Genomic DNA, 23,328 nt, shown 5'->3' with positions numbered 1-23,328 from the left:
ATTATTTTAAGGATTTTACCGGCTCGTCACGGGTAATTTCGAGAATGTCCAGGAAGAACACAAAGATCGGAATCCCGAGAATCAGCCCCCATATGCCAATGTAATGCTCGGAGAAGAGCAGCACGATAAAAGTATAGAACATCGGCAGGTTCATCTTCGAGGACATCAGCTTCGGATTAAGGAAATACCCCTCCATAAAGTGGAGCACGGCGATCATGACAAGCACATAGATAACCATTTCCAGCCCGCCGATGTTATAGCCGATAATACAAAGCGGAACCAGTGAGATAACAAAGCCGACCACCGGAATCAGGCTGAGCATGAAAATCATAATGGAAAGTGCAAACAGATACGGGAACGGGGAGAAGAACATACCCAGCACCCAAAGGCCGACAACGGTGAAAACAGTATTGAACAGCGCAATCAGAATCTGCGCCTCAATAACCTTACCGAAGGAGGAGATGAATTTTTTGCCGAAATATTCAAGCTCGACGTAGAACCAGGAAATCTTGCTCTCTCTCAGGCGGGAAGTAAAGCTGACAATGCGGCCTTTTTCCAGGATGAAAACAAAGCTCAGAATGGTGGATAATACGAAGGTGGTACCCCAGTTGCTGATTTTGAACACATAATCGATTCCGCCCTTGAGGTAGGACTGGTAATTGAGGTCCTTGAGCATATCGAAAAGATACAGGGTGATCTGGTTTTGCGGGATATCGTCAGCAGTGAGGTTACTAAGATAGTTGGTTAATTGCTTGACTTGCTCGAACACTTTGGGCAAATATTTAACCAGGGCAAGCACAATCATCGCGATCAGCGCCATGTACAGAATAACAATAATGACTTTGCTGTTCACTTTGACAAACTTGCTGATCCGCTTTGTCAGCAGAACCTGAAAGCTGTTCATCACATAAGCAATCAAAAATGTCAGGAGCACTAAATTAAGCATATCTCTGATACTGTAGAGCAGCAGACCGATCAGCACCAGAATCCCAAAGCGCCGGACCGTCAAATTTGCATAATAACGCTTAAACACTTCCATCGTTCCTCTCCATTCGCTTGCAGCTATAGACTCCATTACAGTCTACCGTAATGAAAACGATCCTACAATATAAGGTGTCCGCAAAAATACGCGAAAATGCAGTCTTTATGTAAACTTAAGAAAGCTGCGCGCGCTTTATGCTGCAATGTGTATAAATTTGTTCCTGACTATCAATAAGGAGGCAAAATTATTATGGGTAAAATCATCTGCATTACCGGCGCATCCTCGGGAATCGGCCTGGCAACGGCTCTGCGCTTTGCAAGGGAGGGCTGGACTGTATATGCCGGGACACGGAATCAGGAACGCGATCAGGAGCTGTACCGTGAAAAAAGCAATCTGCACTTTGTGCAGCTGGAGGTTACCGATCCGGCCAGTATCCAGGCGGTTATCGGGCGGATCGCGCATGAGCACGGTTCATTGGATGTGCTGTTCGCAAATGCCGGCTACGGTTATCTGCGCGCTCTTGGCCAGGCGCCGATGGATGAGATTCACCGCGTGTTTGAAACTAATGTCTACGGGGTGATGCAGACGATTCAGGCTGCACTGCCGCTTTTGCAGAAGAGCGGGTATGCTCACATTGTTGCAACCTCAAGCGTAGGCGGACTAGTCGGCCAGCCGATGAATGAAATATACTGTGCCAGCAAGTTTGCGGTAGAGGGACTGCTCGAAAGCCTGGCTACCTATTACAAGCCGCAGTTCAATATTGATGTAACCCTGCTGGAACCCGGAGCTATTGCAACAGAATTCACCAATACTGTAATGGGCCATGTAGCCGTTACCGGAGGCATCCTGGAGGATGAGTACAAGCCCGTAATTGATGCCTATACCGCAGCCTTTCTGCAGCGTAATGCAGAGCCGCAGACTGCAGAGTCCGTAGCTGATGTAATGTGGGAGCTGGTGCACATGGAGACCAAGCCGGTGCGTATCCGCACTTCAGCGCGGGCCGAAGCCTTCGTAGGACATAAAGTAAACGCAGACCCTACCGGGCTGGACGGTGTGCTCAGCACCCGTAAGATTCAGCTGAACATGTAGTGTGGACAGCGTTATCCTGACTTTAGACCCGGTTTCCTGCGGCTAGGCGTATCCATTAACTGCCCTTAGTCTATTTCATGCTTTCTCTGCTGCGTTTATCCCTTTTTCCTGCTTCCGCAACATAAATGTAATAAAGACGGCCCTCCGGCAAATGCCGAAGGGCCCTTCCTTTATTTAATATTCTGTTTACCGCCGGATTGGCTCAATCCGGTAAGCTCCGTCTGCCTGCGAAGCAGCTGGAGTAATCTGCCAGCCGAATGACAGCACCTGCTCTACCCGCGCTCTTTCCCCGGCAGTCAATTCAGCCTCAACGGCCTCTTTTCCCTCTTCAAGCTCTAGCCTTGGCTCTTTGCCAAGGGCCACCAGAATCCAGCTGCGGATGCCGCGGATCGTGTTGTACTTGATCTGATACCCTCCGGTCACAGCCTGACGGTACTCCTCCGGCTTCTCTGCGGCAAAGGCAGCCAGCTGCTTAAAATCGAATTGGAACGGACTGTTGTCCTCCGGCAGCTCAGCGGCAGAAGTGATTCCGAGCAGCTGCTCATCAGACCAGCCCTGTCCGCGCAGCGCCTCAAGCAGCAATGCATCCCATTGCGATAATTTGATTGTACTGGATGATTCCGTCATAACCTTACCTCCTGTTTGTCCCTTCAGATCATAAGCTGCGATGCGGCCCGGGCATACCCGTTATCTAAGGTTTGTCTAGTCGGTATTGTACAACAGCCCTTCCCGAAGCATCAACCCGGCATTTTCCTTACACCGCAAAAAAATCAGGTTTAGTCTAGTACTTCTCTCAATATATTGAATACATATATTTCATAACGTCTATCTGCATATACGAGGGGATGTACAACTATGGTGACCCTGCACAGGAGTGTCAGGCTATGAGTGAGACGAAGATTCGGATATTGCTCGGCAGCCCGATTCATCAAAAACCGCAGATCCTGGAGCATTTTCTGAGCTCGCTTCTGCGTCTGCGGCGTGACGGGATTGTGCTGGATTATTACTTTATCGATGACAATGACGACGCCGGCTCTACTCTGCTGCTGCAGAGATTTGCCCCGGCGGGCAGCGAAGTGTTTCTGCAGTCCTCCGGCTTCAATGATGCCTATATCCGCAATGACACTACCCATTACTGGAACTCTGATCTGGTCTGGAAGGTAGCCGGGTTTAAAAATCTGATGATCCGGCGGGCCGAAGCCTTCGGCTATGATTATCTGTTCCTGATTGATTCCGATCTGATTCTCCATCCTGATACCCTGCTGCATCTGGTCAGCACGGAAAAGGATATCATCTCGGAGGTGTTCTGGACCCAGTGGCAGCCCGGCACGCTGCTGCAGCCGCAGGTCTGGATGCATGACGAGTATAACCAGTGGGAGATTCTTCCGGGCGAAAAGCCCGGGCCGGAGGAGATCAGCCGCCGGTTTCACGCTTTTTTGGCCAAACTGCAGCAGCCGGGTATCTATGAGGTGGGCGGGCTCGGGGCCTGCACCCTGATCAGCCGGAGGGCCATCTGCTCAGGCGTCAGCTATGATATGATCCGCAACATCTCCTACTGGGGCGAGGACCGCCATTTCTGCATCCGGGCCGCGGCCCTCGGCATCGCGCTGTATGTCGATACCCGCTACCCGGCGCTGCATCTGTACCGCGACAGCGACCTGGAGAAGGTCGCGGATTATGTCCGGCTGACAACAGCGGAGCGGGCGGTGGATGCGGGCGGACCGGCGGGCGAAGACAGACAGGTGCTGGATACGGGCGGACCAGCAGGCGAAGACAGACGGGCGCTGGATACAGGCGGACCGGCGGGCGAAAGCGGGCGGGCGGATACGGGCCAGGGCGGTGCGGCGGCGCATAGCGAGACGACAGCGGGAGCGGGTGATTCGGCGGCGGTGGATGGTACCGGCGGCGAAGAACAGACGGGCGGAAGCCCGGCCGGCCAGCCGCCGGCTCAGGAGGCTGCACCAGCCGCCGGGATATCCGCACCGGCGGAGATTGGCGGGAACACGCCCGAGGCGGAAGCCCGGCGGCCCAAGCTCACGCTGACGATGGTGGTCAAAAACGAGAGCCAGCGCTTCCTGCGGCAGGTTCTGCTGGAGCACCGCAAGTACATTGACGAGGCCGTCATTATTGATGACGGCAGCACCGACAACACGGCAGATATTTGCCGTGAAGTGCTTAACGGCATTCCGCTGCACCTTGTGCGCAATGAAGTCTCCAAATTCAGCAATGAAGCCGAGCTGCGCATGCAGCAGTGGGAGGCAGTTATTGCAACGGACCCTGAATGGATTCTAAGCCTCGATGCCGACGAGGTGTTTGAAGCAAGGTTTGCCCGGGACATCGGACTGCTGCTGCAGGAGGAGGCCTGCGACCTGTTCTGCTTCCGGCTGTATGATTTCTGGGACGACAATCATTACCGGGATGATAAATATTGGCGCTCCCACCAAAGCTACAGGCCGTTTCTGCTGCGCTACCGCAAGGAGTTCAGCTACGTCTGGAACAACTCGCCGCAGCATTGCGGACGGCTGCCGGAGAATATCTTTGAGCTGCCGCATCAGCTCAGCAATCTGCGGCTCAAGCATCTGGGCTGGTCCAGGCCGGAATACCGGCTCGACAAGTACCTGCGTTACATGCTGCTCGACCCCGACGGACAGTACGGCTGGAAGGAGCAGTACCAGTCGATCCTCGACCAGCAGCCCAAGCTGATACCCTGGGTAGAATAACGGTCATGTGGGCTGATCCTGGCTTTATGTGAGCTTATGCTCGACGGAGGCATGCTGCAGAGAGCTCCAAAGGCTAATCCGCCGCTTTATAAACTAACTTTGCCCTATAAAGGCTGTCGCGGTCAGCTGCGTATCGCTTCATTTGGCCGGCCAAACAGCCTAATCTGCAGTTTAACTGCACTCTGTGCAGCTATTCCTAACCAAAACAAGCCCGCAGCGTCCTTTAATTGCAGTTTGTGCAATTAAAAGTACGCCAACGGGCTTTTTGGGCAGAAAACTCCAGGAATAGCTGCACGAAATGCAGCTATATCCGAAAAAACCGGATTTTCAGCCTGTGTAGTTGTATAAAGTGCAGCTATTCCTCATGGAGACGTCCGGAAGGCAGGAATCTCCTGCTACAGAAGAACCTGCTGTCTGCGGCGGCGCACCAGCTGGATAACCGCACACGTCCGCTGCAATCTTCAGTCTGACAGCCACACACCTCGCCAATATCTCCAGCCGGGGGGCCATACATCCGCTGCTATCACCAGCAGCCCGCTCAGGCCTTGCCTGATGCAGCTGGCTCAGGCTGCCGGATGGCGACACTCAGCTTACCGTCTGCTTCATCGACGGCAAGCACCGAGCCCTCCTCTGCTTCGCCGGCGATCAGCGCCCGGGCGACCGGCGTCTCCAGGCTGCGCTGGATGAACCGCTTGAGCGGTCTTGCCCCGTAGACCGGGTCGAAGCCCTCCTTAGCGATGAAGCCGACCGCAGCATCGCTAAGCGTAAGCCCGATGCCGCGCTCAGACAGCCGCAGCCGCAGCCCGTCGGCGAGCTTGACGACTATCTGGCCGATTTCCGCTATCGTCAGCGGCTTGAACAGGACGATGTCGTCCACCCGGTTGAGGAACTCCGGACGGAAATGGCCGCTCAGCTCCTTCATTACCCGGTCCTTGACCGCCTGGGTGAGCTCACCGTTGTCATCGGTTCCCTGAATCAGATGCGGTGAGCCAATGTTGGAGGTCATGATGACGATCGTATTCTTGAAGTCGACGATCCGGCCCTGCGAATCGGTCAGCCGCCCGTCATCGAGCAGCTGGAGCAGGATGTTGAACACATCCGGGTGGGCCTTCTCGACCTCATCCAGCAGGACGACCGTATACGGCTGGCGGCGGACCGCCTCGGTCAGCTGGCCGCCTTCCTCATAGCCGATGTAGCCCGGAGGCGCGCCGACGAGACGGGATACGCTGTGCTTCTCCATGTACTCCGACATGTCGATGCGGATCATGCCGTCCTCGCGGTCGAACAGCGAGACGGCCAGCGCCTTAGCCAGCTCGGTCTTGCCGACCCCGGTCGGCCCGAGGAACAGGAACGAGCCGATCGGCCGGTTCGGGTCCTTGATTCCGGCCCGGGCGCGCAGCACGGCGTCGGCCACCAGCGAGACGGCCTCCTCCTGCCCGACAACCCGCTCATGCAGCGTCTCCTCCAGCCGCAGCAGCTTATCCCGCTCGCCCTCGACGAGCCTACTGACCGGGACCCCGGTCCAGCGGGACACGATATCGGCAATCTCCTCCTCGGTCACGGCTTCGCGCAGCAGCCGGGTCTCCTGATCCTGCTGCGCCGCTTCCTCCGCCGCCTTTACCTGCTTCTCCAGCTCCGGAATGATGCCGTAGCTGAGCTCCGCCGACTTGTTGAGGTCGTAGACCTCCTGGGCGTCGACCAGCTCCTTGCGGGCCTGCTCCAGCTTCTTCTTCAGGTCGCGGATGCCCTGAATGGCCGATTTCTCCTTCTCCCAGCGGGCAGTCATGGTCAGATGCTTCTCCTTGAGATCGGCTAGCTCACGCTGCAGACTCTCCAGCCGGCGCGCGCTGGCATCATCAGTTTCCTTCTTGAGCGCCGCCTCCTCAATCTCCATCTGCATCAGGCGGCGGGTAACCTCATCCATTTCGCCCGGCATCGAATCAATCTCGGTGCGGATCATCGCGCAGGCCTCGTCCACCAGATCAATCGCCTTATCCGGCAGGAAGCGGTCCGTGATATAGCGGTTTGAGAGCACGCCGGCGGCGACCAGGGCGCTGTCATGGATTTTGACCCCGTGATGCACCTCGAACCGTTCCTTCAGCCCGCGCAGAATGGAGATCGTATCCTCGACATTCGGCTCGCTGACCAGCACCTGCTGAAAGCGCCGCTCCAGCGCCGGGTCCTTCTCGATATATTTGCGGTACTCATCCAGCGTGGTGGCACCGATACAGTGCAGCTCGCCGCGGGCCAGCATCGGCTTCAGCATATTGCCGGCATCCATTGCACCCTCGGTCTTTCCGGCACCGACGATCGTATGAAGCTCGTCAATGAACAGGAGAATCCGGCCGTTGCTCTCGCGGATTTCCTTAAGCACTGCCTGCAGCCGCTCCTCAAACTCCCCGCGGTACTTCGCACCGGCGACCAGGGCACTCATGTCCAGCGAAAAAATCGTTTTGTCCTTCAGCCCCTCCGGCACGTCCCGGCGGACAATCCGGTGGGCCAGGCCTTCGACGATCGCCGTCTTCCCGACGCCCGGCTCCCCGATCAGCACCGGGTTGTTCTTCGTCTTGCGGGAGAGGATGCGGATCACCCGGCGGATTTCGCCGTCGCGTCCGATGACCGGGTCGATTTTGCCGGCCCGCACCTCGGCGACTAGATCGCGGCCGTACTTCTCCAGCACCTCGTAGGTGGCCTCCGGCTCCCGGCTCGTCACCCGCTGATGGCCGCGGATCTCAGCCAGCACACCCAGCAGCTTGCCGCGTGTAATCCCGCGGCTGGTGAATAAGCCGCGCAGCTCCCGGTTGCCGCTGCCGGTGTCTGATACCATCGCCAGAACGGCATGCTCCACAGCTACGAACTCGTCGTGCATCGCGGCCGCTTCCTTATCGGCCTGCTCCAGCACTTCGATCAGCGAGGCTGATGCGTAGCGCCGCATAGTGCCAGCACCCGAGCCGCTGACACTCGGCTTCCGCTGCAGCAGCTCCTCGGTGCCGCGCAGCAGCTCGGCTGCGGGAACATTCAGCTTCTGCAGCAGCCTCGGCAGCAGGCCCTCCTGCTGCTGGAGCAGGGCTTTCAGCAGGTGGAGATTGTCGATCTCCTGGTGCCCGGCAGCAGCCGCCAGCGATTGTGCTGCAGCGACCGCTTCCTGCAGCTTCTGTGTTAACTTGTTGAAATCCATATGCATACATCACCTTTCATAAATTCTATTTCCTTTATCCTTTGTTCTTTCTATATTATTACCCGGATACCCACCGGCTCTTTTAGCCCATAGCCGCTTTCTGCCGCTGCTTCCCGCTGCTTCCGCGCTTTACTCCGGCCTGATAGCCGCTTGTTTCAGCCAGCTTCCGGTAGAGCGCCTTCCCGGCTTCTCCCGTATCCGCCGGTATCACAAGCTCAATCCGAAACAGGATATCGCCGCTTGTTCCGCTCCGGCGCTTCAGTCCCTTGCCAGGAATACGCAGCATGTGGCCGGCTGCCGTACCGGCCGGAATCTTCAGCTTGATGCTGCTGCCGTCAGGCAGCGGCACCCTGGCTTCTCCGCCAAGCACGGCCTACCACGGTGCTATTTCAACCGTTCCGTGCAGGTCCCCGTCCTCAACACCGTATATTTCATGCGGTGCAAGCTGCAGGACAATCAGCAAATCCTCACTCTGGCCGGCCGCGCCTGGCATCCGGATAACGGCCCCCTCCGGCGAGCGCGGCGGAATGCTAACCGTCATCTGCCTGCCGCCAGCCTGTATGCTCACATTGCCTCCCTTATACGCCTGTTCCAGCGTAATTTCCAGCTGGGCCTGCATCATGCCATGCCCTCCGCCGGAGCTGCCGCCGCTTCCGCCGAAAAAATCAAAGCCCGCCCGGTCCGCTGCCCCCCGGCTGCCAAAAAACATACCGAACAGATCCTCCTCGCCGATCCCGCTGCCGGACGCAGAAAAAGCACCGCCGGCCCCGAACGCAGACTCCCAGCCTGCTCCAAACGGGCCCTGCCCGCCACCCGATGACGGACCACCGGCCCGCCAGCCGCCTGCGGAGCCGAAGCCGGCAGCCCCGTAGCGTAGCTCCTCATCATAAGCGGCCCGCTTTTCTTCATTGCCCAGCACCTCGTAGGCTTCCGCAGCCTCCTTGAATCTGGCCTCTGCCTCCGGGGCCTTGTTCACATCGGGATGCCACTGCTTCGCAAGCTTCTGATAAGCCTTTTTGATCTCCTGCCTGCTTGCCTGCCTGCTCACGCCCAGCGCATCATAGTAATTTTTTGCCGCCAAGAGAATCCACTCCTTTCCAGCAAAGATTCTGCATCTCATGTATCTATATTATTCACAAAAGACGCATCATAGCCGGTATCCCCACTACAATGCGCCTTTGTGTAGACTGCTATATAAAAAGCCCGTCGAAGCGGCCCTGTACTCCCTCAGCACTCCGCCGGGCTTGACAGCTTACTGAAGCTGCGGTCCCGTGCTGCCGTTGTCCTGTATCTCAATCCGCTTTCCGGCGGCCTTTTGCCGCTTCGGCACCTCGAGCGTCAGCAGCCCGTCCTTGAGGGTGGCCCGGATGTCATCACCGCTGATATCCTGCACGTAGAAACGGCGGACATACTCACCATAACGGCGCTCCCGGCGCACAACCTGCTGCTTATCATTCTCCTCGCTTTTCTCTTCCCTGCGAACCGCTTTGATCGTCAGATAGGGGCTGGAATAATCAATGTCGATATCGTCCTTGCCAAAGCCCGGCAGCTCAGCCTCAATCAGATAGGCCTGCTCGCTCTCACGGATATCCGTCCGGAAAGACAGGGCGCTGCCGCCCGTCATCGGGGCAAAAAACTCATCATTAAATACATCATGCAATGACTTTGTGAGTGCACCAAATACATCATCTCTGCGTTTTCCAAAAGGGACCAAATCAAACATATTCCATTCTCCTCTCATCAGCTTTTGTTTTTTTTGATTTACTTTGACTTTGTTTGACCTTTCTTATGGCTTTATTATAGCCTCCTCTCCGCGCAATCTCAAAACCCGAAAAAACCGAAAAACCGGGAAATTCCGGCATTTCGGCTTATTTTTTATATCTTATTTTTATCATTCAACTTTTTTGACCTATTTTGACCTTTATTTTAAATATCGCTCCCGGTACTCCTGCTCCAGCATGCTCATCATTACAACATCATGGTACTCATGGTTATAAAAAAGCGTCTGCCGCCGCACGCCCTCCCGCACAAAGCCGACACTCTCATAGACATGCTCAGCACGGCTGTTGAAGGTATAGACCTCCAGCTCGATCCGGTGCAGATTAAGAATGCCGAAGCCGTAATCGAGCATCAGCAGCAGCGCTTCACGCCCGTAGCCCCGGTTCAGGTGCTGTTCCTCCCCGATAGCCAGACGCAGGTTGGCAGTGCGGTTGCCCCGGTCCATATCCTGTATTGCAATGTCGCCGATGACCTCATCGTTCTCTTTGAGGGCAATCAGCAGCAGCACACCGCTGTCATCGCCGGCCTTGCGTTCAATATAGGCAGCAATCTGCTCCTTATTAATATGCCTTTGTGTTCCCGTCAGCCGGCGTGTCTCCGCTCCGAAAAACATATTGTAATACAGCCCGGCGTCCTCCCCGTTCAGCGGGCGCAGATATACGCGCTCCCCCGTTAATAGTCCCGAATGCTTGCTCATTATGCCATCCCCCGTCTCTATTAATGACTCTATGGTAATGCATATCTGTATCTTATAAAATATACAAAACAAGCAAATTCCAAAGGACAGATGGGAGAGCCCGATCGATGCTGATAAACCCTATGCTTAGCGATGCTGACGGGAAGCTCCCGTATTACATACAGCTGTATAACTATTTCAAAAAAGAGATTCTTGGCGGGACACTGCCGGCTGATACCCGCCTTCCCTCCATCCGCAGCCTGGCCGGGCAGCTGAATATCAGCGCCACTCCGGTCGAGCTGGCCTATCAGCAGCTGGTTTCCGAGGGCTTCATCGCCAGCCGGCCCCGCAGCGGATATAGCGTCCAGCCAATGCATGCGCTCAGTGGGGCAGATGCTGCGGCAGAGCCGGAGGAACGCCACAGGCAGCCTCCAGCCCAGGCTTTGCCAGCGATTACGCCCCGTGATCCGCAGCAATATCCTTATGATTTTCACATCTCCAAGAATGACTTCTCCCTGTTCCCGCACAAAGTCTGGCGCAGCCTCTTTCAGGAGCAGCTGCATAATCCCGACCTGCTGCAGTACGGTGATCCGCAGGGCGAGCCGGCTCTGCGCGGGAGCATTGCCGCCCATCTGCGGCAGTTCCGCGGGCTGCGCTGTACGCCGGAGCAGGTGGTTATCGGCGGTGACCAGCATCTGCTGTGCTCACTGCTCTGCCATATTCTGCCCGGCGGAGCCCGGAGGCTGGCCATCGAAGACCCGGGATATCATCTCCTGCCGTCCGCCTTCCGCAGAAACGGCTATGAGATTATTCCTGTTCCGCTGGAGGAGGACGGGCTTGATGTAGAGAAGCTGCGCAGCAGCAGGACAAGCGCCGTATACATCTCCCCCTCGCACCAGTTTCCGTGCGGAATGATTATGCCCATAGCCAAGCGCCATGCCTTGCTGGACTGGGCCGTCTCTACGGGCGGATATATCATCGAGGATGATTATGACGGCGAATTCCGCTATCACGGCAGGCCGGTCCCCTCCCTGCAGGGGCTTACAGAGCACAGTCCGGTCATTTATATGGGCAGCTTCGCCCAGTCTGTTGCCCCCGCCCTCTGTATACACTACATGGTGCTGCCGGAGAAGCTGCTCCCGGCTTACCGCAGCCTCGCCAAGGAGCTGTACCTGGAGCACTCCGCTTCGCGGCTGAACCAGATCGCGCTGCATTACTTTCTGGAGCGGGGCCATTTTGCCAGACATCTGCGGCGGATGCGCCTGCTCTACCAGAAGAAGCACGACTCTCTGCTGCAGGCCATTCAGCTGCACTTCGGAGAGCAGGCAGCCGTCCGCGGGCAGGGCGCCGGCTTTCACCTCCTGCTGCGGCTGAACAGCTGCGGTAACGCACGCCTGCTGGCAGACTCGGCTGCAGCAGCCGGAATCCGCGTCACTCCGGCTTCTTACACGTGGTGGGAGCAGAGGGAGCCTGATCCGCCGGAGTTCATCCTCGGATTCGGGGCAATCCCCGAGGACACAATCAGCGAGGGAATCCGGCTGCTGGCAGAGCTGTGGCTTACGGAGTAAGACGGTCATTGTCTCACAAGCGTTACAAGCATTCAGAAGACAGCCTCCCGGCCTGGTGCTGATAAGCGCTCAGCTGTATTTTTCCAGCAGCTCCTGAAGCAAGCGCCTCAGCTCCATTATCAGCCCGGCCGGCTCACGGATGGTTGCCTCATGGCCGATGCCGGTGAGAAATCTGGCGAAGTAGCCTAAATCACGCTCTGAAACCTCCCCCTCCAGCCGGCCGGTGCCGTCAGGCTTTACCTGCAGCAGATAGGATGACCATATTTCACCTTCGCAGGCCTGCACTCCCCTGCCTGTCAGCTCCACGTGCAGCCGGACCCGGCCTCGGCGCTCTCCCGCCTCCTGCGCTGGCTCCATTCCTTCCGCCCGCTCTGCCGGTTGTTCCTCCGCTACGAATTGATGCCTGTTCTCCAGGTGTACCCGGCGCAGATCAAGCGGTGTGAGCCCTGAGCTGTCTTCCTCTACAGCATCGATCCGGTCACAGCGGAATAACCGGATACCGCGGCGCACAAAGCAATAGGCCGGACAATACCACAGCCCGTTGCTCGCATAAATACCGACCGGCTGAACCGGGCGCAGGCTGCGCTCCCCTGTGGATTCATAGCCGATAAGCAGCACCTTCTGTCCTATGGCTGCCTCCAGCAGCACCGAGAGGAAGGGAAATTCGGCTTCCCGCGCGGGAATCACAAAATCAATCCTGTTCTTCATATCATCGATCCGGTCCCGCACATCCCCGGGCATATAATGATAAAATTTGTGCAATGCAGAAACGGACTCCTCCTTGAAGGGCAGATATTCATAGTGGCGCAGGGCATGACTGGCAAAAAAGATCGCCACAGCCTCCTCCTCAGTAAAAGCAATCGGCGGCAATATCCGTTCGTTCAGCACCTGATAGCCCCCGTGCGGCCCTACCTCTGAATACAGCGGCACTCCAAGCTCGCCTAACTCCTGCAGATCCCTGAGAATCGTCCGGGTGGACACGCCGAACTCATCAGCCAGCTCTCTGACGGTAAATTTCCGCTTGCGGTTGACTGTCATCATCAGGTCGAGCAGCCGTTTGGATTTAGACATGGCAGAAGCTCCATTTCTTTTTTATTCATGACAATAGTTGTCACTATTATACCCTACAATAAGAGCATAGCCCGGATGGACGGGCAAATCTACCGCCGGAGGAGCGATTAAATATGAATATAGAAGTAAATCCGTTTATAATGCTGGAAGGAACAGCACGTGAAGCCATTACATTTTATCAGGAGAGTCTTGGTGCGAAGCTGCTTTTTATACAGACTGTTGGGGAAGGTCCAACCGATCAAGAAAATGCCCCCCTATCCGATGAAGATAAGGCGCGTATCGCCCACTCTGTACTGCGCATCGGTGACACCACAATGTTCGTAGCCGATCTAGAGCCGGGGCAGACGAGACAGACCGGCAACGGGCTGAATCTCTGTATTTCCACAAGTGACGCGGATACATCCGGGCAGCTGTATAACGTACTGAAGGAAGGCGGACAGGTGGACATTGAATTGGGCCCGGCTTATTTCAGTCCTGCTTACGGTATGGTGACCGACAGGTTCGGCGTTACTTTTCAGATTTTTACCAAGCGGCAGGGGTGAACAAAGACAGAAAAGACGGCTCTTACCTCCCCGGGGAGTAAGACCGTCTTTTTTAGGTTTACTTGTCGCTCAATGAACCAGTGTGCTCCAGAGAATCTCTTAGAAACGTATTTACCTCATCAGAAATTCTCTTATAGTGCATCCAGTGAAGATAATGATGCCCCTTCAAAGCAATCAGCTTATGGTGATGTACATTCCTCAGCTGTGATTCATAGAAGGTGATATTGGACTTGCCGTCCGCCTTTATCTTGCTTCTATCTGCTTCTGCCGCAAAGATGATCACAGGCAGATCGGGCGGATAAGCCATCTCCTGCGTGACACGGATATTATGTTCAATTTCATTGGCTTCATTGACTACATTGCTGTTGTAAGCCTTCCAGGCCGTGAGTATTTGGGTCAGCTTTAGATTCTTGGCGGAATAAGTGCCGCTTTCTGCAATCGGGACGATCTCTGACGGAAGGATATACGCAGCGATTCTTGCCAGACCACCGGGTGCAATCAGACTCATATATCCTGGCATACGCGGGACAGATTCCCCGAAATACTCCACTGCCTGAGGCAGGGTAACATCGATCCCGGCAACCGCTTCAACTTCCTCCGGATATTTAGTGGCATAGTACATGCTGTAAATACCGGACACCGAGTGGGACAGCAGGGTATACGGCCCCTCGATGCCCGCTTGCCGCAATGCGCTGCGCAGCTCCTCCACTATATTGTCCACCGTCCGCTCTTCATCGGTAAAATCGCTCCAGCCATATCCGAAGGGTTCAGCAACTACAACTTTATTGTCCATGGACAGCTCGTTAATCAAAGGCTCAAAATCAAGCACAGGTGCAGCCGTCCCCAGTCCGGGTAACATTACAATGGTATTGCCCTTCGTCCCTTTAGTGTACACATGCATGGTCTTACCCTTCACTTCAACATACCTGCCCCATGCCGGGTACTTTTTGTGCTCATACCGGGTCATCAATCCGTTAAACGACATTACCAGCAGCAGAATTGCGCCAGCAGATAGTATGATGTTCCTGATGAGCCTCATCCACCCAACCCTTTTTCTCGTTTTCATTGCATCCTTTGCTCCTTATCCTGATTCTTTTCCTCATTGTATAAGGCTCAGGTTAAAATCCGGAGCTGGGGAAGTTTAAATCTGGTTTAAACTAATCACAGTACCCTGCCATCTGCGGTATAGACCAATCCAATCAGCTTTTTCAGTAAAAATGTCACATTCCCGCCGCCTGCTCCGTTGTACAGATTGAAAGGAGGTGAACAGCCTTGGAAAATACAGAGCTGCAGCGGACGGTTGATGAGGTGCTGGCCGGGGATACCGGAAAATTTGAAAGCATCGTGCTTGCTTACCAGAAGCCGATTGCCCTCTACTGCTGCCACATGCTCGGGTCTTATACGGAGGCTGAGGACAGCGCGCAGGAGGTTTTTTTCAAAGCCTACCGCTCCCTGGACAAGTACAGCCCCGAAGTGCCGTTTGGAGCCTGGCTGTACAAAATCGCCTACAACCAGTGCATTGATGTGCTCCGCAAACGGAAGCTGGGCAAGGCGCTCAGGCTGTTTTATCAGGATGAGACGCAGCACAGGCCGGTAGACCAGCAGATTGAAGCGAAATATCTGGACGAAAAGGTGCAGCGCGCTATGGCCAAGCTGTCGGCAGAGGAACGCAACCTGCTTATCCTGCGTTCTGTTGAGGAGATGAGCTACCAGGATATCAGCCTGATTCTGCAGCAGAACAGCGCCCGGCTGCGGAAAAAGTACGAGCGCGCAGCAGAGAAGTTCCGCAAATACTATGCGAATGCGAAGGGAGAGGACCGCTATGCCGGTTTACAACGACAAGGAATTGAAAGAAATCCTTCTTAAAGCAGCACCAGCAGAAATGGATGTGTCCAGCAGGGTCATGAACCGGCTGTACGCAACCAAGCAGACAAGGCAGAGGTTCTTCATGAAGTATAAAGTGGGAGTGCTGGTTATGGCGGGGCTGCTGCTGACGGCATCCTCCGGCTTTGCCGCTGTACACTACCAGAGCCTGAAGAATAAGGACGGAGAGCTGACCTATCAGGTTAAGCCAGTCGCAGAATTCCCTCTTCAGCAGGAGGAAACGGTTCAGCGGCTGGATTACACCAGAGAGCTCGGGGAGCAGCTGCTTCAGGACGGTACGGCAGCCATTTTTTATGTCACTGCACACAACCCGGACGGGTTAACCGATACGCGGTCCAAGCCTGTGGTCTACAGTGACTGGTCTGTACTGCAGGCCAAGCTGGCCGGACAGGAGCTCGGCCTTGCCCGGCAGCTTCCGGACGGCTACACCTTCCACAGTGCCTCCGCCAGATATGAGCCGCTTACGCCTTCTCCTGAAGAAGCAGCAGCTGTAACGGACCAGCTGCGCAAGCAGGCAGAGCAGTCCGGCAAGGGTTATGCCCTGCTTCCAGTCGGGCTGTCAGACAAGCTGCTCACGCTGACCGCGTCCTACCGGAAGGGAGACCAGGAGGTTAGTGTACGTATCAGCAAAACTGCCAATCCTTCCACCATGTATGTAGATGATAGTGTTGATTTTACTGCCGAGAAGCTGACTGCCGGCGGTGTAGAGCTAATCTATACCCGATATAAAGGCGGTAATAATCTGACCTGGTCGGTTGAAACTCCAGGGCAGGAGGGCTTCCTGCTGTATCAGATAGACGAGATGAGCGGACAGTATTTCAGCAAAGAAGAGATGGTCGGGCTTGCAGAGCCGCTGCTGAAATAAAGGTCTGCCGTGTTAGCGGCAGACCCGGTCAATAAAGCGCCCGCCACAAATAAAAGGTGGCGTAGGCTTCCCAGCCCCTCCAAGGCAGCGCCAGCTCCAGCAGCTCTGCCGCTGTAGGCTTGCGGTCCATGCCGGTCAGGAATTTGACCACGTTTTGCAGCCCTACATCGCCTACCGGATAGGCAGTTGTATCGCGCAGGCAGCGCATCCGCACATATTGCGAGGTCCAGGGGCCGATACCCCGGAGCTTAAGCAGCCGTGCCTCCGCCTCCTCCGGAGAAGGCAGCGCCAGCAGCTCCTCCCGGCTAAGCCCGCCTGCGGCGATAAGGGCAGCGACCTCCAGCAAAGTCCGCGCTTTGTTCCGGGTCAGCTGCAGGCTGCAGAGCTCTTCCTGGGTCACCGTCAGGAAAACCTCAGGAGCGGGAAAATGATAATACGTATGTCCTTCGTATTCTAATGAGCTCCCGTATTCGGCAGTGAGCCGCTGCTTGAGCCTGTACGCGAACGCCAGGTTAACCTGCTGGCCCAGAATGGCCCAGCACAAGGCCTCGAACAGATCCGGGATGCCGATGATCCGCAGGCCCCGCTCGCTGACAGTCAACGGCTGCAGCAGCGGGTCCCGTCCCGCAAGCTCATAGAACGGGGCCAGATCGCGGTCCAGATCGAACCACTCCACAATATAGCGGACCAGCCAGGCTTTGGCCTCCGCTCCCGGAACAGCCCCGCTCAGCAGTGTAACCTGCAGACGCCGAGGCTGTTCCTCCGCCGTTGTCAGCCGGACCAGAAGCTTCTCTCCCCCTACAATAAACAGCCGGTTAACCCCTGTATCGTCCGGGCGGAACAGGCATTCCAGCGGCGACCGGTGCATATAGGCCAGACAGGCACTCAAGTCAAAGCAGTCCGGCAGCGGCAGCTCAAAAAGCAAATCGTTCATGACCCTTCGCCCCCACATGTGTAATTCCTTCCAGCGCCAGCAGCTCCTGCTTCAGCTTCAGCCCGCCCCGGTAGCCGGTCAGTGTGCCATTCGCCCCGATGACCCGGTGGCATGGCACAATAACCGGAACCGGATTCTGCCCGTTAGCGGCACCGACTGCACGAACCGCAAGCGGGCGGCCGATCTGTACAGCCAGCTCCCTATAGGTAGCCAGACTCCCGTGAGGAATCTGCAGCAGCCCTTTCCAGACCTCCTGCTGAAAGGCAGTTCCCCACAGATCAAGCGGCAGACTGCCGAAGCTGACAGCTTCGCCCGCGAAATAGCGCTCAAGCAGACTGATAACGCCCATCTCCGCAAAAACATCTGCATTCTCCTCCAGCCGGGCAGACGGGGCATGGAGATTCAGCCAGCCTGCCGGAAGCTGTCCCTGATCCTGTTCATACGATACACGGATAAGTCCCTTGGCGCTCGCCCATAGTGTCCATGCTCTGCCCCCGAGACTCACGGTGTGATGATAGATTACCACAGGCTGCGTAGCAGCATTCTTCCGGTTCCCGGACGTTCCCGCTTTATTCGCGTTCCTGCTCATCGGCAGTCCCTCCCTTAGATTGATTACGGTACTCTGTTGGTGAAAGGCTGTTCCTGCGCGTGAACCAGGCGGCAAAATGCGATGCGCCCGGAAAGCCCGCTGCCCTGCCGATCTCAGCGATAGGCGCATCCGTATGGGCCAGCAGCTCACACGCTTTGTCTGACCGCAGATGGTCCAGCCGCGCGGCCGGCGAGCAGCCGTTCACCCGCTTGTATGTCCGCTGCAGGTGGAACGGGCTGACCGTAAGCTCCTCAGCCAGCTTCGCCAGTGTCAGCTTCTCGCCCAGCCGGGCCTCCATAACGGCATCTGCCCGGGCGGCGAGCACCGCATCCGGGCGGAGTGCGCCGCCGTCCTCGGGCCGGCACCGCTTGCACGGGCGGAAGCCCGCCCGGACCGCTTTTTCCAGCGATGTGTAGAACTCCACATTCTCCGCCTTGGGCGTTCTGGCCCGGCAGGACGGGCGGCAGACGATACGGGTCGTCAGCACAGCCGTATAATAAACGCCGTCATAGGTCGGCTCCCGGTTCACTACTGAAGCATAAATACGCTCAAACAATGCCTGCTCCATAATCACATCACCTCATACCGCCAGTATAAACGATCACCCCCGGCTTATGCAGATTTCCGGAACAGGAGAGCAAGATTACGACAGTGCACAAAGAACCCTCCATGGCTGAATTCATCGCTCACGGAGGGTTAATATCATTTTATAAATATTTTATTTACGTTGTTATAAGAATTATTTAAATAGCAGCTTTCGGTGTTCCAACATCAGACGGCCCCTCTGACACCGGCGGTTTCTTCTTCTTCATATAATCGGAATAGTAGGCCGTTATAATTGGAACCAGAATGGAGGTCACAATAACGGATGCGGCTACAAGCGCTGTTGCGGTCTCTGCCGCAGGCAGGAATTCCGGCTTGAGGTTAGCCACCAGCATAGGATTCGCTACAGCTGCTCCGGCAGTACTGGATGCGGCTAGACCGGCAGTCCCGTTGCCGCCGCCGATATACTTATCGGCAAAGATCAGCGGAATTCCTGTAATCACAATAACAGCAAGACCAAGCAGAATACCGAGCAAGCCTGTATCCAGGATGACACCGAGGTCAATCGAGCTGCCCAGCGCGAAGCCGAAGAACGGAATGAGGGTCTGGGTCGCTTTTCCGAAATAAGCACGCAGGTCGTGGTCAAGGTTACCCAGCAGGAAGCCGACCAGGAACGGCAGCACAGCGCCTACGAATACATGCGGTTCAAATACAGCTACACCGGTACTGCCGAGAATCAGCATCGTTACAAGCGGGCCGGATTCCAGCGACATCAGCACGAATGCACCGGATTCCTCCTTGGTGCCATACTGCTGCATAATGGAGGCATACAGGCCGCCGTTGGTCATATCCATCGCCGAGATGATGGCAAGCACGGACAGGCCGGCGAAGAAGCCGTTTTTGACGCCGCCTTCAGGCAGGAACTGGATGGCAATGATAGCCACAACCCAGGCTACGGCTATTTTGGTCAATACCAGCGTTCCCGATTTGCGCAGTACCGTGCCGGTTGCCCGCACATCGATTGCCGCACCCATACAGAAGAACCATACAGCAAGGATTGGCACAGTACCGGTCATAAGCCCTTTGGTGAAGCCGCCGAAGTATTCGCCTGCGTTCGGGAAGGCCGTATGGATAATCGCCCCCAGGAACAGCGGTACCAGCATCATGCCGCCGGGAATTCTATCAAGTGTCTTTTTAATTTTCATAATCTTTAATCATACCCTTCATTCTGTATTGCGGTCTGAGCGCGCTTTCAAGTCACTTACGGCTCAGCCCGAGCTCCGGAATCATCCGTGAGAATAAATCATCGCTTTCCTTGAGCTGGCGCATGAACGCCTTATCGTCCTTCACCAGCAGTCCAAGACCATTCGTGGTCATAGCTTCACGGAAGCTGCGGTCTTCTGTTCCTTTAATAAAGGCCTCTGCCAGCAGCTCCGCTACGGCATCCGGCGTATCCTTCGGTACAGCAAGCCCTCTCCACGTACTGGTGAAGTTCACATGAATTCCGGTCTGCTCCTCCAGCGTGGGCACATCAGGCAGCGCCTCTGAGCGCTTATCGGCATTAACCGCCAGTGTCCGCAGCTTCCCTTCATCCACAGCCTTCTTCACCTCGGCAGGACTTACCGGCACCGCATCGACAAAGCCGTCCATCAGCGCAGACACAGCGGGTCCCGCACCTTCAAAAGGAATATGGGCAAACTTCACACCTGTTTCCCGTTCCAATGTTACGGCAGCCAAATGCCATATACTCCCCGTTCCGGCATTCCCCATCTTCACTTCCCCTGGATGCGCTTTCGCAAAGTCGAGAAATTCATTTACGGTTTGCCATGGCGCTCCGGCTCTTACGGTAATGGCGGAAGGATCAAAATTCGTCTGGGCAATCGGTTTGAACCTCTCATAAGTAATCGGCAGCAGTCCCAGATGCGGCAGAATCGTCAGCTCCGCAGGTAAAAAAGTGACCGTATACCCGTCAGCCTTAGCATTCGCACCCTCCATCAGCCCGACAGAACCGCCTCCGCCCGTCCGGTTCAGTACAATAACCGGCTGGCCCAGCACCTTCTCGGCAGCTTTGGCCAGAGCCCGTGCGGTCGTATCTGTTCCTCCGCCGGCAGCATAAGGTACGATCAGCGTAACCGGCTTGGCCGGAAAGCCGGCACCGGCACCAGAACCTCCTCCGTTCGGATACCCGGACATCCGGGCTCCAATGAAGAGCAGCGCAGCTATCAGAACAGCTGCTGATCCTATCGCAATCTTCGACGTCCATTTCAAAGGTTATCCCTCTTTCTATAGTCTGTTTACAGTGCTCCACCCCCTGGATCCTTTGAGCATCAGCATCGTCTCACGAGGCTGTGAAAGTTTTCTCAAATAGAACTTTAAAGCATTCAGAGGGTAAGCAGCAATCGTATTATCTTATTCTGAATCGTCAGAAATCCCGGAACCATGCGGTTTTGGCAGATCTGCATACTGTCTGGAAGATTTGCTGTTCTCCCGGAACTTGCCCGGAGTAAGCGATTTACTTTTGCGGAAGACCCGGATAAAGCTGTTCTCATTCTGGTAGCCGACAAGCTGGGCGATCTCTGCCACCTTCAGGGTGCTGCTCTCCAGCAGCCCGCAGGCTTTTTCAATTCTCAGGTTAGTCAGATAGTCATACAGGGTGGTTCCGGTTTCTTCCTTGAAGATGGTACTGACTGAAGATACTCCAAGATTGACATGGGCGGCGATATCCTGCAGACCGATGTTATGCTGCAGATTGTCCTCCATATACTGAATCAGATTCTGTGCAAGCAAATATTCCTTGGACTGCCGGTGTACCTCCAGCGCACTTGCCATCTGGCTGATAATGCTGCACAGCAGCCCTTCAATATCGGCCAGATCCAGTGTAGACACCTGGTGCGGCGTATAGTCAGCCAGCTCGGCGGGCAGGGTATAGCCTCTGGCGGCGGCAATATTGATAATCTCCTCCAGCAGATCGTCCAGTACCCGGACTATTTTTTGCGGCTGAAGCCTCTTCTTACGCAGGTCTGCGGCCCATCTGTGCACCCACTGGTGACCAGTAGCAGCGTCCGAGCTTTTGAGGGCATGCAGTACCTCCTGCTTCCAGACATCATCGGCCGCCCCGCCGCCCTCATCCTGCCTGTTCTCCAGGCCGGAATACAGATGAACCCGTCCATACCCCTCATACAGACGGTAGGACAGCGCGGCCTCTGCCTCGGCATAGGAGCGGGCCGCCTGTCCGATCAGCTGCGCCTCCGTACCAATCCCCACAGATACTGAAATACCCAGCACCTCCGATACAACACCACCCAGCCTTACAGCATCCTCGTTCAGATTGCGCGGGCCCTCCCCCTCTGCAGACTGCAGCAGCAGAACCAGACTGTCCTTGCGCGGAGAGGCTGTAACTGCCCGCCAGGAGGGCCCGAAAAATTCAGATACCATATTGTTCATTGCATATTTGAGCAGCTGCTGGTCTTCCTCAGTATAAGCCGCCCCCCACTCCGAATGACGGTCGATGGAAATAATCAGCACCTCAAACGGCCCCTGCTGCCAGCCGGCAAAATAATGCTCCCACTTCGTCTGCGTCTCCTGATTCCCCATATTCCGGGCGATCAGATCACTTAAGAATTTGGCGCGCAGCTCCGGCAGACTCCAGTCGGCAACCAGCGATTTGCTCCGGAAATCACCGACCAGCTTGCCGATGACAGGCTCCAGATCGTAGAGATTGCCGTGCCCGGCCCCTTTTTGCTGCTCCGGGCTGAGCAGCTGGTTGATCCGTTTCAGCGGCCGGAAGGCGGCAAAGTTATAATAATAGATTGCCGAGCAGCCGACCGCTATCGAAATCAGCGACAGCATCAGCATCATATTGCGGGCGGTCGTTACATTCTTCAGCAGCTGCTCCATGGGTACCAGTGAAACCAGACGCCAGCCGGTGACATTGGAAAAAGCCTGGTTAGCCATATAGGCCTGTCCGTCCATCCTCACATGGGCAAACGGGCTTACATCGATCACACTCAGCACTTCCTTCATTTCCTCCAGCGGAAAAGGCAAATTGAGCTTCGGATAGATCAGCTCTCCCTCCAGGTTGTATACAAACTGGTGGCTGGATAAATGGGTGTACATTTTGGAGAAAAGCTTATCGTAATCCAGGTCGATCAGCACCGCCCCGGTTACGTCCCCGTTCTGGACTACCGGACGGGCCAGCGAGAGCAGCTCCGTGCTGCCGGGACTGGTGCCGGCGCCGGCGGCACTGTTGTAGAGCCTTCTTTTGATCAGCAGCGGCTTCTCTTTGATCTCCTCCAGCCAACCGCTCCATTCATGCTCCGGCGCTTCCTCCCAGGCGGCCCTGTAGCCGTACCGGCTTGAAATGACAGACCGGCCGCGGAAGCTGACGACGCTGATACTCTGGATGTCCGGCTCGGACACCAGCGCCTTAAGCACATTCTGCGGCTGGGCCGCCGCTTCTTGCGCATGGTCCGCATCCGCAGACAGGAACGCCAGCACGGCCGGATTAAAGGAGAGGTCGACCGCCTTGTTGTCCGCCTCCCGGAACGCCCGGTTCGTCACATCCAGGTTAATCTGCAGCAGCTCAACATTGGGCGTGTTCAGCTCTGTATCGAGCGCCTGCCGGTACTCCCTGTAGGAAAAGAGGCCGATCAGCGTAATGCAAAGCGAGACGCTTATGGTCAGAAACAGAATCAGCCGGTTCTGTTTGTTATTCAACAGGTACTTCAATTTAAATCGCAGCATGTTGCAGCTTCATCCTTCCGCAGTTCCCTTGAGTTTCAGACCCTTAGAGTAGCATGGATGATCCTGCAGCAATGTGGGGCATGTCATACCGGACAGGCTTTTCAAAAATTTTATTTAAAATTGTCACGAAAGTGAAAGATAACAGGCAAAACTTATATAGATGGT

At 55.8% G+C, this 23,328-nt stretch carries 19 protein-coding genes and 1 pseudogene; 6 read left to right on the top strand and 14 right to left on the bottom strand.

Annotation, left to right across the window (positions count from 1 at the left end; genetic code table 11):
* Nucleotide 1 precedes the first annotated feature (1 nt).
* On the bottom strand, nt 2-1,039 hold the full coding sequence (locus R70723_RS01375; protein WP_039869169.1) for an AI-2E family transporter: 1,038 nt from the start codon (nt 1,037-1,039) through the stop codon (nt 2-4).
* 192 nt (nt 1,040-1,231) lie between these two features.
* Between R70723_RS01375 and R70723_RS01370 the strand changes: the two genes are divergently transcribed.
* On the top strand, nt 1,232-2,071 hold the full coding sequence (locus R70723_RS01370; RefSeq protein WP_039869167.1) for an SDR family oxidoreductase: 840 nt from the start codon (nt 1,232-1,234) through the stop codon (nt 2,069-2,071).
* A gap of 186 nt (nt 2,072-2,257) precedes the next feature.
* On the opposite strand, the gene R70723_RS01365 is transcribed toward R70723_RS01370, so the two are convergent.
* Entirely contained in the window at nt 2,258-2,698 is a 441-nt protein-coding gene (locus R70723_RS01365) for a hypothetical protein (protein WP_039869165.1), read from the bottom strand.
* Nucleotides 2,699-2,955: 257 nt separating this feature from the next.
* Between R70723_RS01365 and R70723_RS33675 the strand changes: the two genes are divergently transcribed.
* Nucleotides 2,956-4,791 carry a glycosyltransferase family 2 protein gene (locus R70723_RS33675; protein WP_047170991.1) on the top strand — a complete coding sequence of 612 codons (1,836 nt, stop codon included), beginning with the start codon at nt 2,956-2,958 and terminating at the stop codon, nt 4,789-4,791.
* 538 nt (nt 4,792-5,329) lie between these two features.
* On the opposite strand, the gene clpB is transcribed toward R70723_RS33675, so the two are convergent.
* From clpB to R70723_RS01335, 4 genes and pseudogenes are all read right to left on the bottom strand, one after another.
* Nucleotides 5,330-7,969 (bottom strand): ATP-dependent chaperone ClpB, encoded by a 2,640-nt coding sequence (gene clpB, locus R70723_RS01350; protein WP_039869164.1) that lies wholly within the window; start codon nt 7,967-7,969, stop codon nt 5,330-5,332.
* Nucleotides 7,970-8,051: 82 nt separating this feature from the next.
* A pseudogene (locus R70723_RS31370) lies at nt 8,052-9,050 on the bottom strand (DnaJ C-terminal domain-containing protein).
* A gap of 171 nt (nt 9,051-9,221) precedes the next feature.
* Entirely contained in the window at nt 9,222-9,692 is a 471-nt protein-coding gene (locus R70723_RS01340; protein ID WP_039869163.1) for an Hsp20/alpha crystallin family protein, read from the bottom strand.
* A 198-nt stretch (nt 9,693-9,890) separates the two neighbouring features.
* A complete protein-coding gene (locus R70723_RS01335; RefSeq protein ID WP_039869161.1) occupies nt 9,891-10,445 on the bottom strand; it encodes a GNAT family N-acetyltransferase in 555 nt (184 codons plus the stop codon).
* A 107-nt stretch (nt 10,446-10,552) separates the two neighbouring features.
* On the opposite strand from R70723_RS01335, the gene pdxR reads away from it, so the two are divergent.
* On the top strand, nt 10,553-11,992 hold the full coding sequence (pdxR, locus tag R70723_RS01330) for a MocR-like pyridoxine biosynthesis transcription factor PdxR (protein WP_039869160.1): 1,440 nt from the start codon (nt 10,553-10,555) through the stop codon (nt 11,990-11,992).
* A gap of 69 nt (nt 11,993-12,061) precedes the next feature.
* Here the strand turns inward: pdxR and R70723_RS01325 are convergent, their stop codons facing one another.
* Nucleotides 12,062-13,063 carry a helix-turn-helix transcriptional regulator gene (locus R70723_RS01325; RefSeq protein WP_039869159.1) on the bottom strand — a complete coding sequence of 334 codons (1,002 nt, stop codon included), beginning with the start codon at nt 13,061-13,063 and terminating at the stop codon, nt 12,062-12,064.
* Nucleotides 13,064-13,176: 113 nt separating this feature from the next.
* On the opposite strand from R70723_RS01325, the gene R70723_RS01320 reads away from it, so the two are divergent.
* Nucleotides 13,177-13,605: a VOC family protein gene (locus R70723_RS01320; protein WP_039869157.1), complete on the top strand. Its 429-nt coding sequence runs from the start codon at nt 13,177-13,179 to the stop codon at nt 13,603-13,605.
* Nucleotides 13,606-13,663: 58 nt separating this feature from the next.
* On the opposite strand, the gene R70723_RS01315 is transcribed toward R70723_RS01320, so the two are convergent.
* Nucleotides 13,664-14,671, bottom strand: a complete 1,008-nt coding sequence (locus R70723_RS01315) for an alpha/beta fold hydrolase (RefSeq protein WP_039869155.1) — start codon at nt 14,669-14,671, stop codon at nt 13,664-13,666.
* Nucleotides 14,672-14,877: 206 nt separating this feature from the next.
* Between R70723_RS01315 and R70723_RS01310 the strand changes: the two genes are divergently transcribed.
* Together R70723_RS01310 and R70723_RS01305 are read left to right on the top strand one after the other, a co-directional pair.
* Nucleotides 14,878-15,471, top strand: a complete 594-nt coding sequence (locus R70723_RS01310; protein ID WP_039869154.1) for an RNA polymerase sigma factor — start codon at nt 14,878-14,880, stop codon at nt 15,469-15,471.
* Nucleotides 15,428-16,354 carry a fibronectin type III domain-containing protein gene (locus R70723_RS01305; protein WP_039869152.1) on the top strand — a complete coding sequence of 309 codons (927 nt, stop codon included), beginning with the start codon at nt 15,428-15,430 and terminating at the stop codon, nt 16,352-16,354. Before R70723_RS01310 ends, R70723_RS01305 begins: the two co-directional genes overlap by 44 nt.
* Nucleotides 16,355-16,382: 28 nt before the next feature.
* On the opposite strand, the gene R70723_RS01300 is transcribed toward R70723_RS01305, so the two are convergent.
* From R70723_RS01300 to R70723_RS01275, 6 genes are all read right to left on the bottom strand, one after another.
* Complete coding sequence (locus tag R70723_RS01300) at nt 16,383-17,288, bottom strand: DNA-3-methyladenine glycosylase 2 (protein ID WP_039869151.1); 906 nt, start codon at nt 17,286-17,288, stop codon at nt 16,383-16,385.
* Nucleotides 17,269-17,877, bottom strand: a complete 609-nt coding sequence (locus tag R70723_RS34190) for a methylated-DNA--[protein]-cysteine S-methyltransferase (protein ID WP_081957129.1) — start codon at nt 17,875-17,877, stop codon at nt 17,269-17,271. Before R70723_RS34190 ends, R70723_RS01300 begins: the two co-directional genes overlap by 20 nt.
* Nucleotides 17,858-18,445, bottom strand: a complete 588-nt coding sequence (locus R70723_RS01290) for an Ada metal-binding domain-containing protein (protein WP_039869150.1) — start codon at nt 18,443-18,445, stop codon at nt 17,858-17,860. The genes R70723_RS34190 and R70723_RS01290 overlap by 20 nt, the downstream gene beginning before the upstream one ends.
* A 175-nt stretch (nt 18,446-18,620) precedes the next feature.
* A complete protein-coding gene (kdgT, locus tag R70723_RS01285) occupies nt 18,621-19,625 on the bottom strand; it encodes a 2-keto-3-deoxygluconate transporter (RefSeq protein WP_039869149.1) in 1,005 nt (334 codons plus the stop codon).
* A gap of 52 nt (nt 19,626-19,677) precedes the next feature.
* Nucleotides 19,678-20,613, bottom strand: a complete 936-nt coding sequence (locus tag R70723_RS01280; protein WP_081957543.1) for a tripartite tricarboxylate transporter substrate binding protein — start codon at nt 20,611-20,613, stop codon at nt 19,678-19,680.
* A gap of 216 nt (nt 20,614-20,829) precedes the next feature.
* Nucleotides 20,830-23,163: a helix-turn-helix domain-containing protein gene (locus R70723_RS01275; RefSeq protein WP_039869147.1), complete on the bottom strand. Its 2,334-nt coding sequence runs from the start codon at nt 23,161-23,163 to the stop codon at nt 20,830-20,832.
* Between the last annotated feature and the right edge of the window lie 165 nt (nt 23,164-23,328).

Source organism: Paenibacillus sp. FSL R7-0273 (assembly GCF_000758625.1).
GTDB lineage: Bacteria > Bacillota > Bacilli > Paenibacillales > Paenibacillaceae > Paenibacillus_AQ.
The sequence above is the reverse complement of the archived record's forward strand: the minus strand, read 5'-3'. Positions and strand labels throughout refer to the sequence as shown.

What these genes read in the sequence shown, in the direction of transcription:
- R70723_RS01375 (WP_039869169.1), bottom strand. Translation starts at nt 1,039, where the DNA reads ATGGAAGTGTTTAAGCGTTATTATGCAAATTTGACGGTCCGGCGCTTT.
- R70723_RS01370 (WP_039869167.1), top strand. Translation starts at nt 1,232, where the DNA reads ATGGGTAAAATCATCTGCATTACCGGCGCATCCTCGGGAATCGGCCTG.
- R70723_RS01365 (WP_039869165.1), bottom strand. Translation starts at nt 2,698, where the DNA reads ATGACGGAATCATCCAGTACAATCAAATTATCGCAATGGGATGCATTG.
- R70723_RS33675 (WP_047170991.1), top strand. Translation starts at nt 2,956, where the DNA reads ATGAGTGAGACGAAGATTCGGATATTGCTCGGCAGCCCGATTCATCAA.
- clpB (WP_039869164.1), bottom strand. Translation starts at nt 7,969, where the DNA reads ATGGATTTCAACAAGTTAACACAGAAGCTGCAGGAAGCGGTCGCTGCA.
- R70723_RS01340 (WP_039869163.1), bottom strand. Translation starts at nt 9,692, where the DNA reads ATGTTTGATTTGGTCCCTTTTGGAAAACGCAGAGATGATGTATTTGGT.
- R70723_RS01335 (WP_039869161.1), bottom strand. Translation starts at nt 10,445, where the DNA reads ATGAGCAAGCATTCGGGACTATTAACGGGGGAGCGCGTATATCTGCGC.
- pdxR (WP_039869160.1), top strand. Translation starts at nt 10,553, where the DNA reads ATGCTGATAAACCCTATGCTTAGCGATGCTGACGGGAAGCTCCCGTAT.
- R70723_RS01325 (WP_039869159.1), bottom strand. Translation starts at nt 13,063, where the DNA reads ATGTCTAAATCCAAACGGCTGCTCGACCTGATGATGACAGTCAACCGC.
- R70723_RS01320 (WP_039869157.1), top strand. Translation starts at nt 13,177, where the DNA reads ATGAATATAGAAGTAAATCCGTTTATAATGCTGGAAGGAACAGCACGT.
- R70723_RS01315 (WP_039869155.1), bottom strand. Translation starts at nt 14,671, where the DNA reads ATGAAAACGAGAAAAAGGGTTGGGTGGATGAGGCTCATCAGGAACATC.
- R70723_RS01305 (WP_039869152.1), top strand. Translation starts at nt 15,428, where the DNA reads ATGCCGGTTTACAACGACAAGGAATTGAAAGAAATCCTTCTTAAAGCA.
- R70723_RS01300 (WP_039869151.1), bottom strand. Translation starts at nt 17,288, where the DNA reads ATGAACGATTTGCTTTTTGAGCTGCCGCTGCCGGACTGCTTTGACTTG.
- R70723_RS34190 (WP_081957129.1), bottom strand. Translation starts at nt 17,877, where the DNA reads ATGAGCAGGAACGCGAATAAAGCGGGAACGTCCGGGAACCGGAAGAAT.
- R70723_RS01290 (WP_039869150.1), bottom strand. Translation starts at nt 18,445, where the DNA reads ATGGAGCAGGCATTGTTTGAGCGTATTTATGCTTCAGTAGTGAACCGG.
- kdgT (WP_039869149.1), bottom strand. Translation starts at nt 19,625, where the DNA reads ATGAAAATTAAAAAGACACTTGATAGAATTCCCGGCGGCATGATGCTG.
- R70723_RS01280 (WP_081957543.1), bottom strand. Translation starts at nt 20,613, where the DNA reads ATGTCCGGGTATCCGAACGGAGGAGGTTCTGGTGCCGGTGCCGGCTTT.
- R70723_RS01275 (WP_039869147.1), bottom strand. Translation starts at nt 23,163, where the DNA reads ATGCTGCGATTTAAATTGAAGTACCTGTTGAATAACAAACAGAACCGG.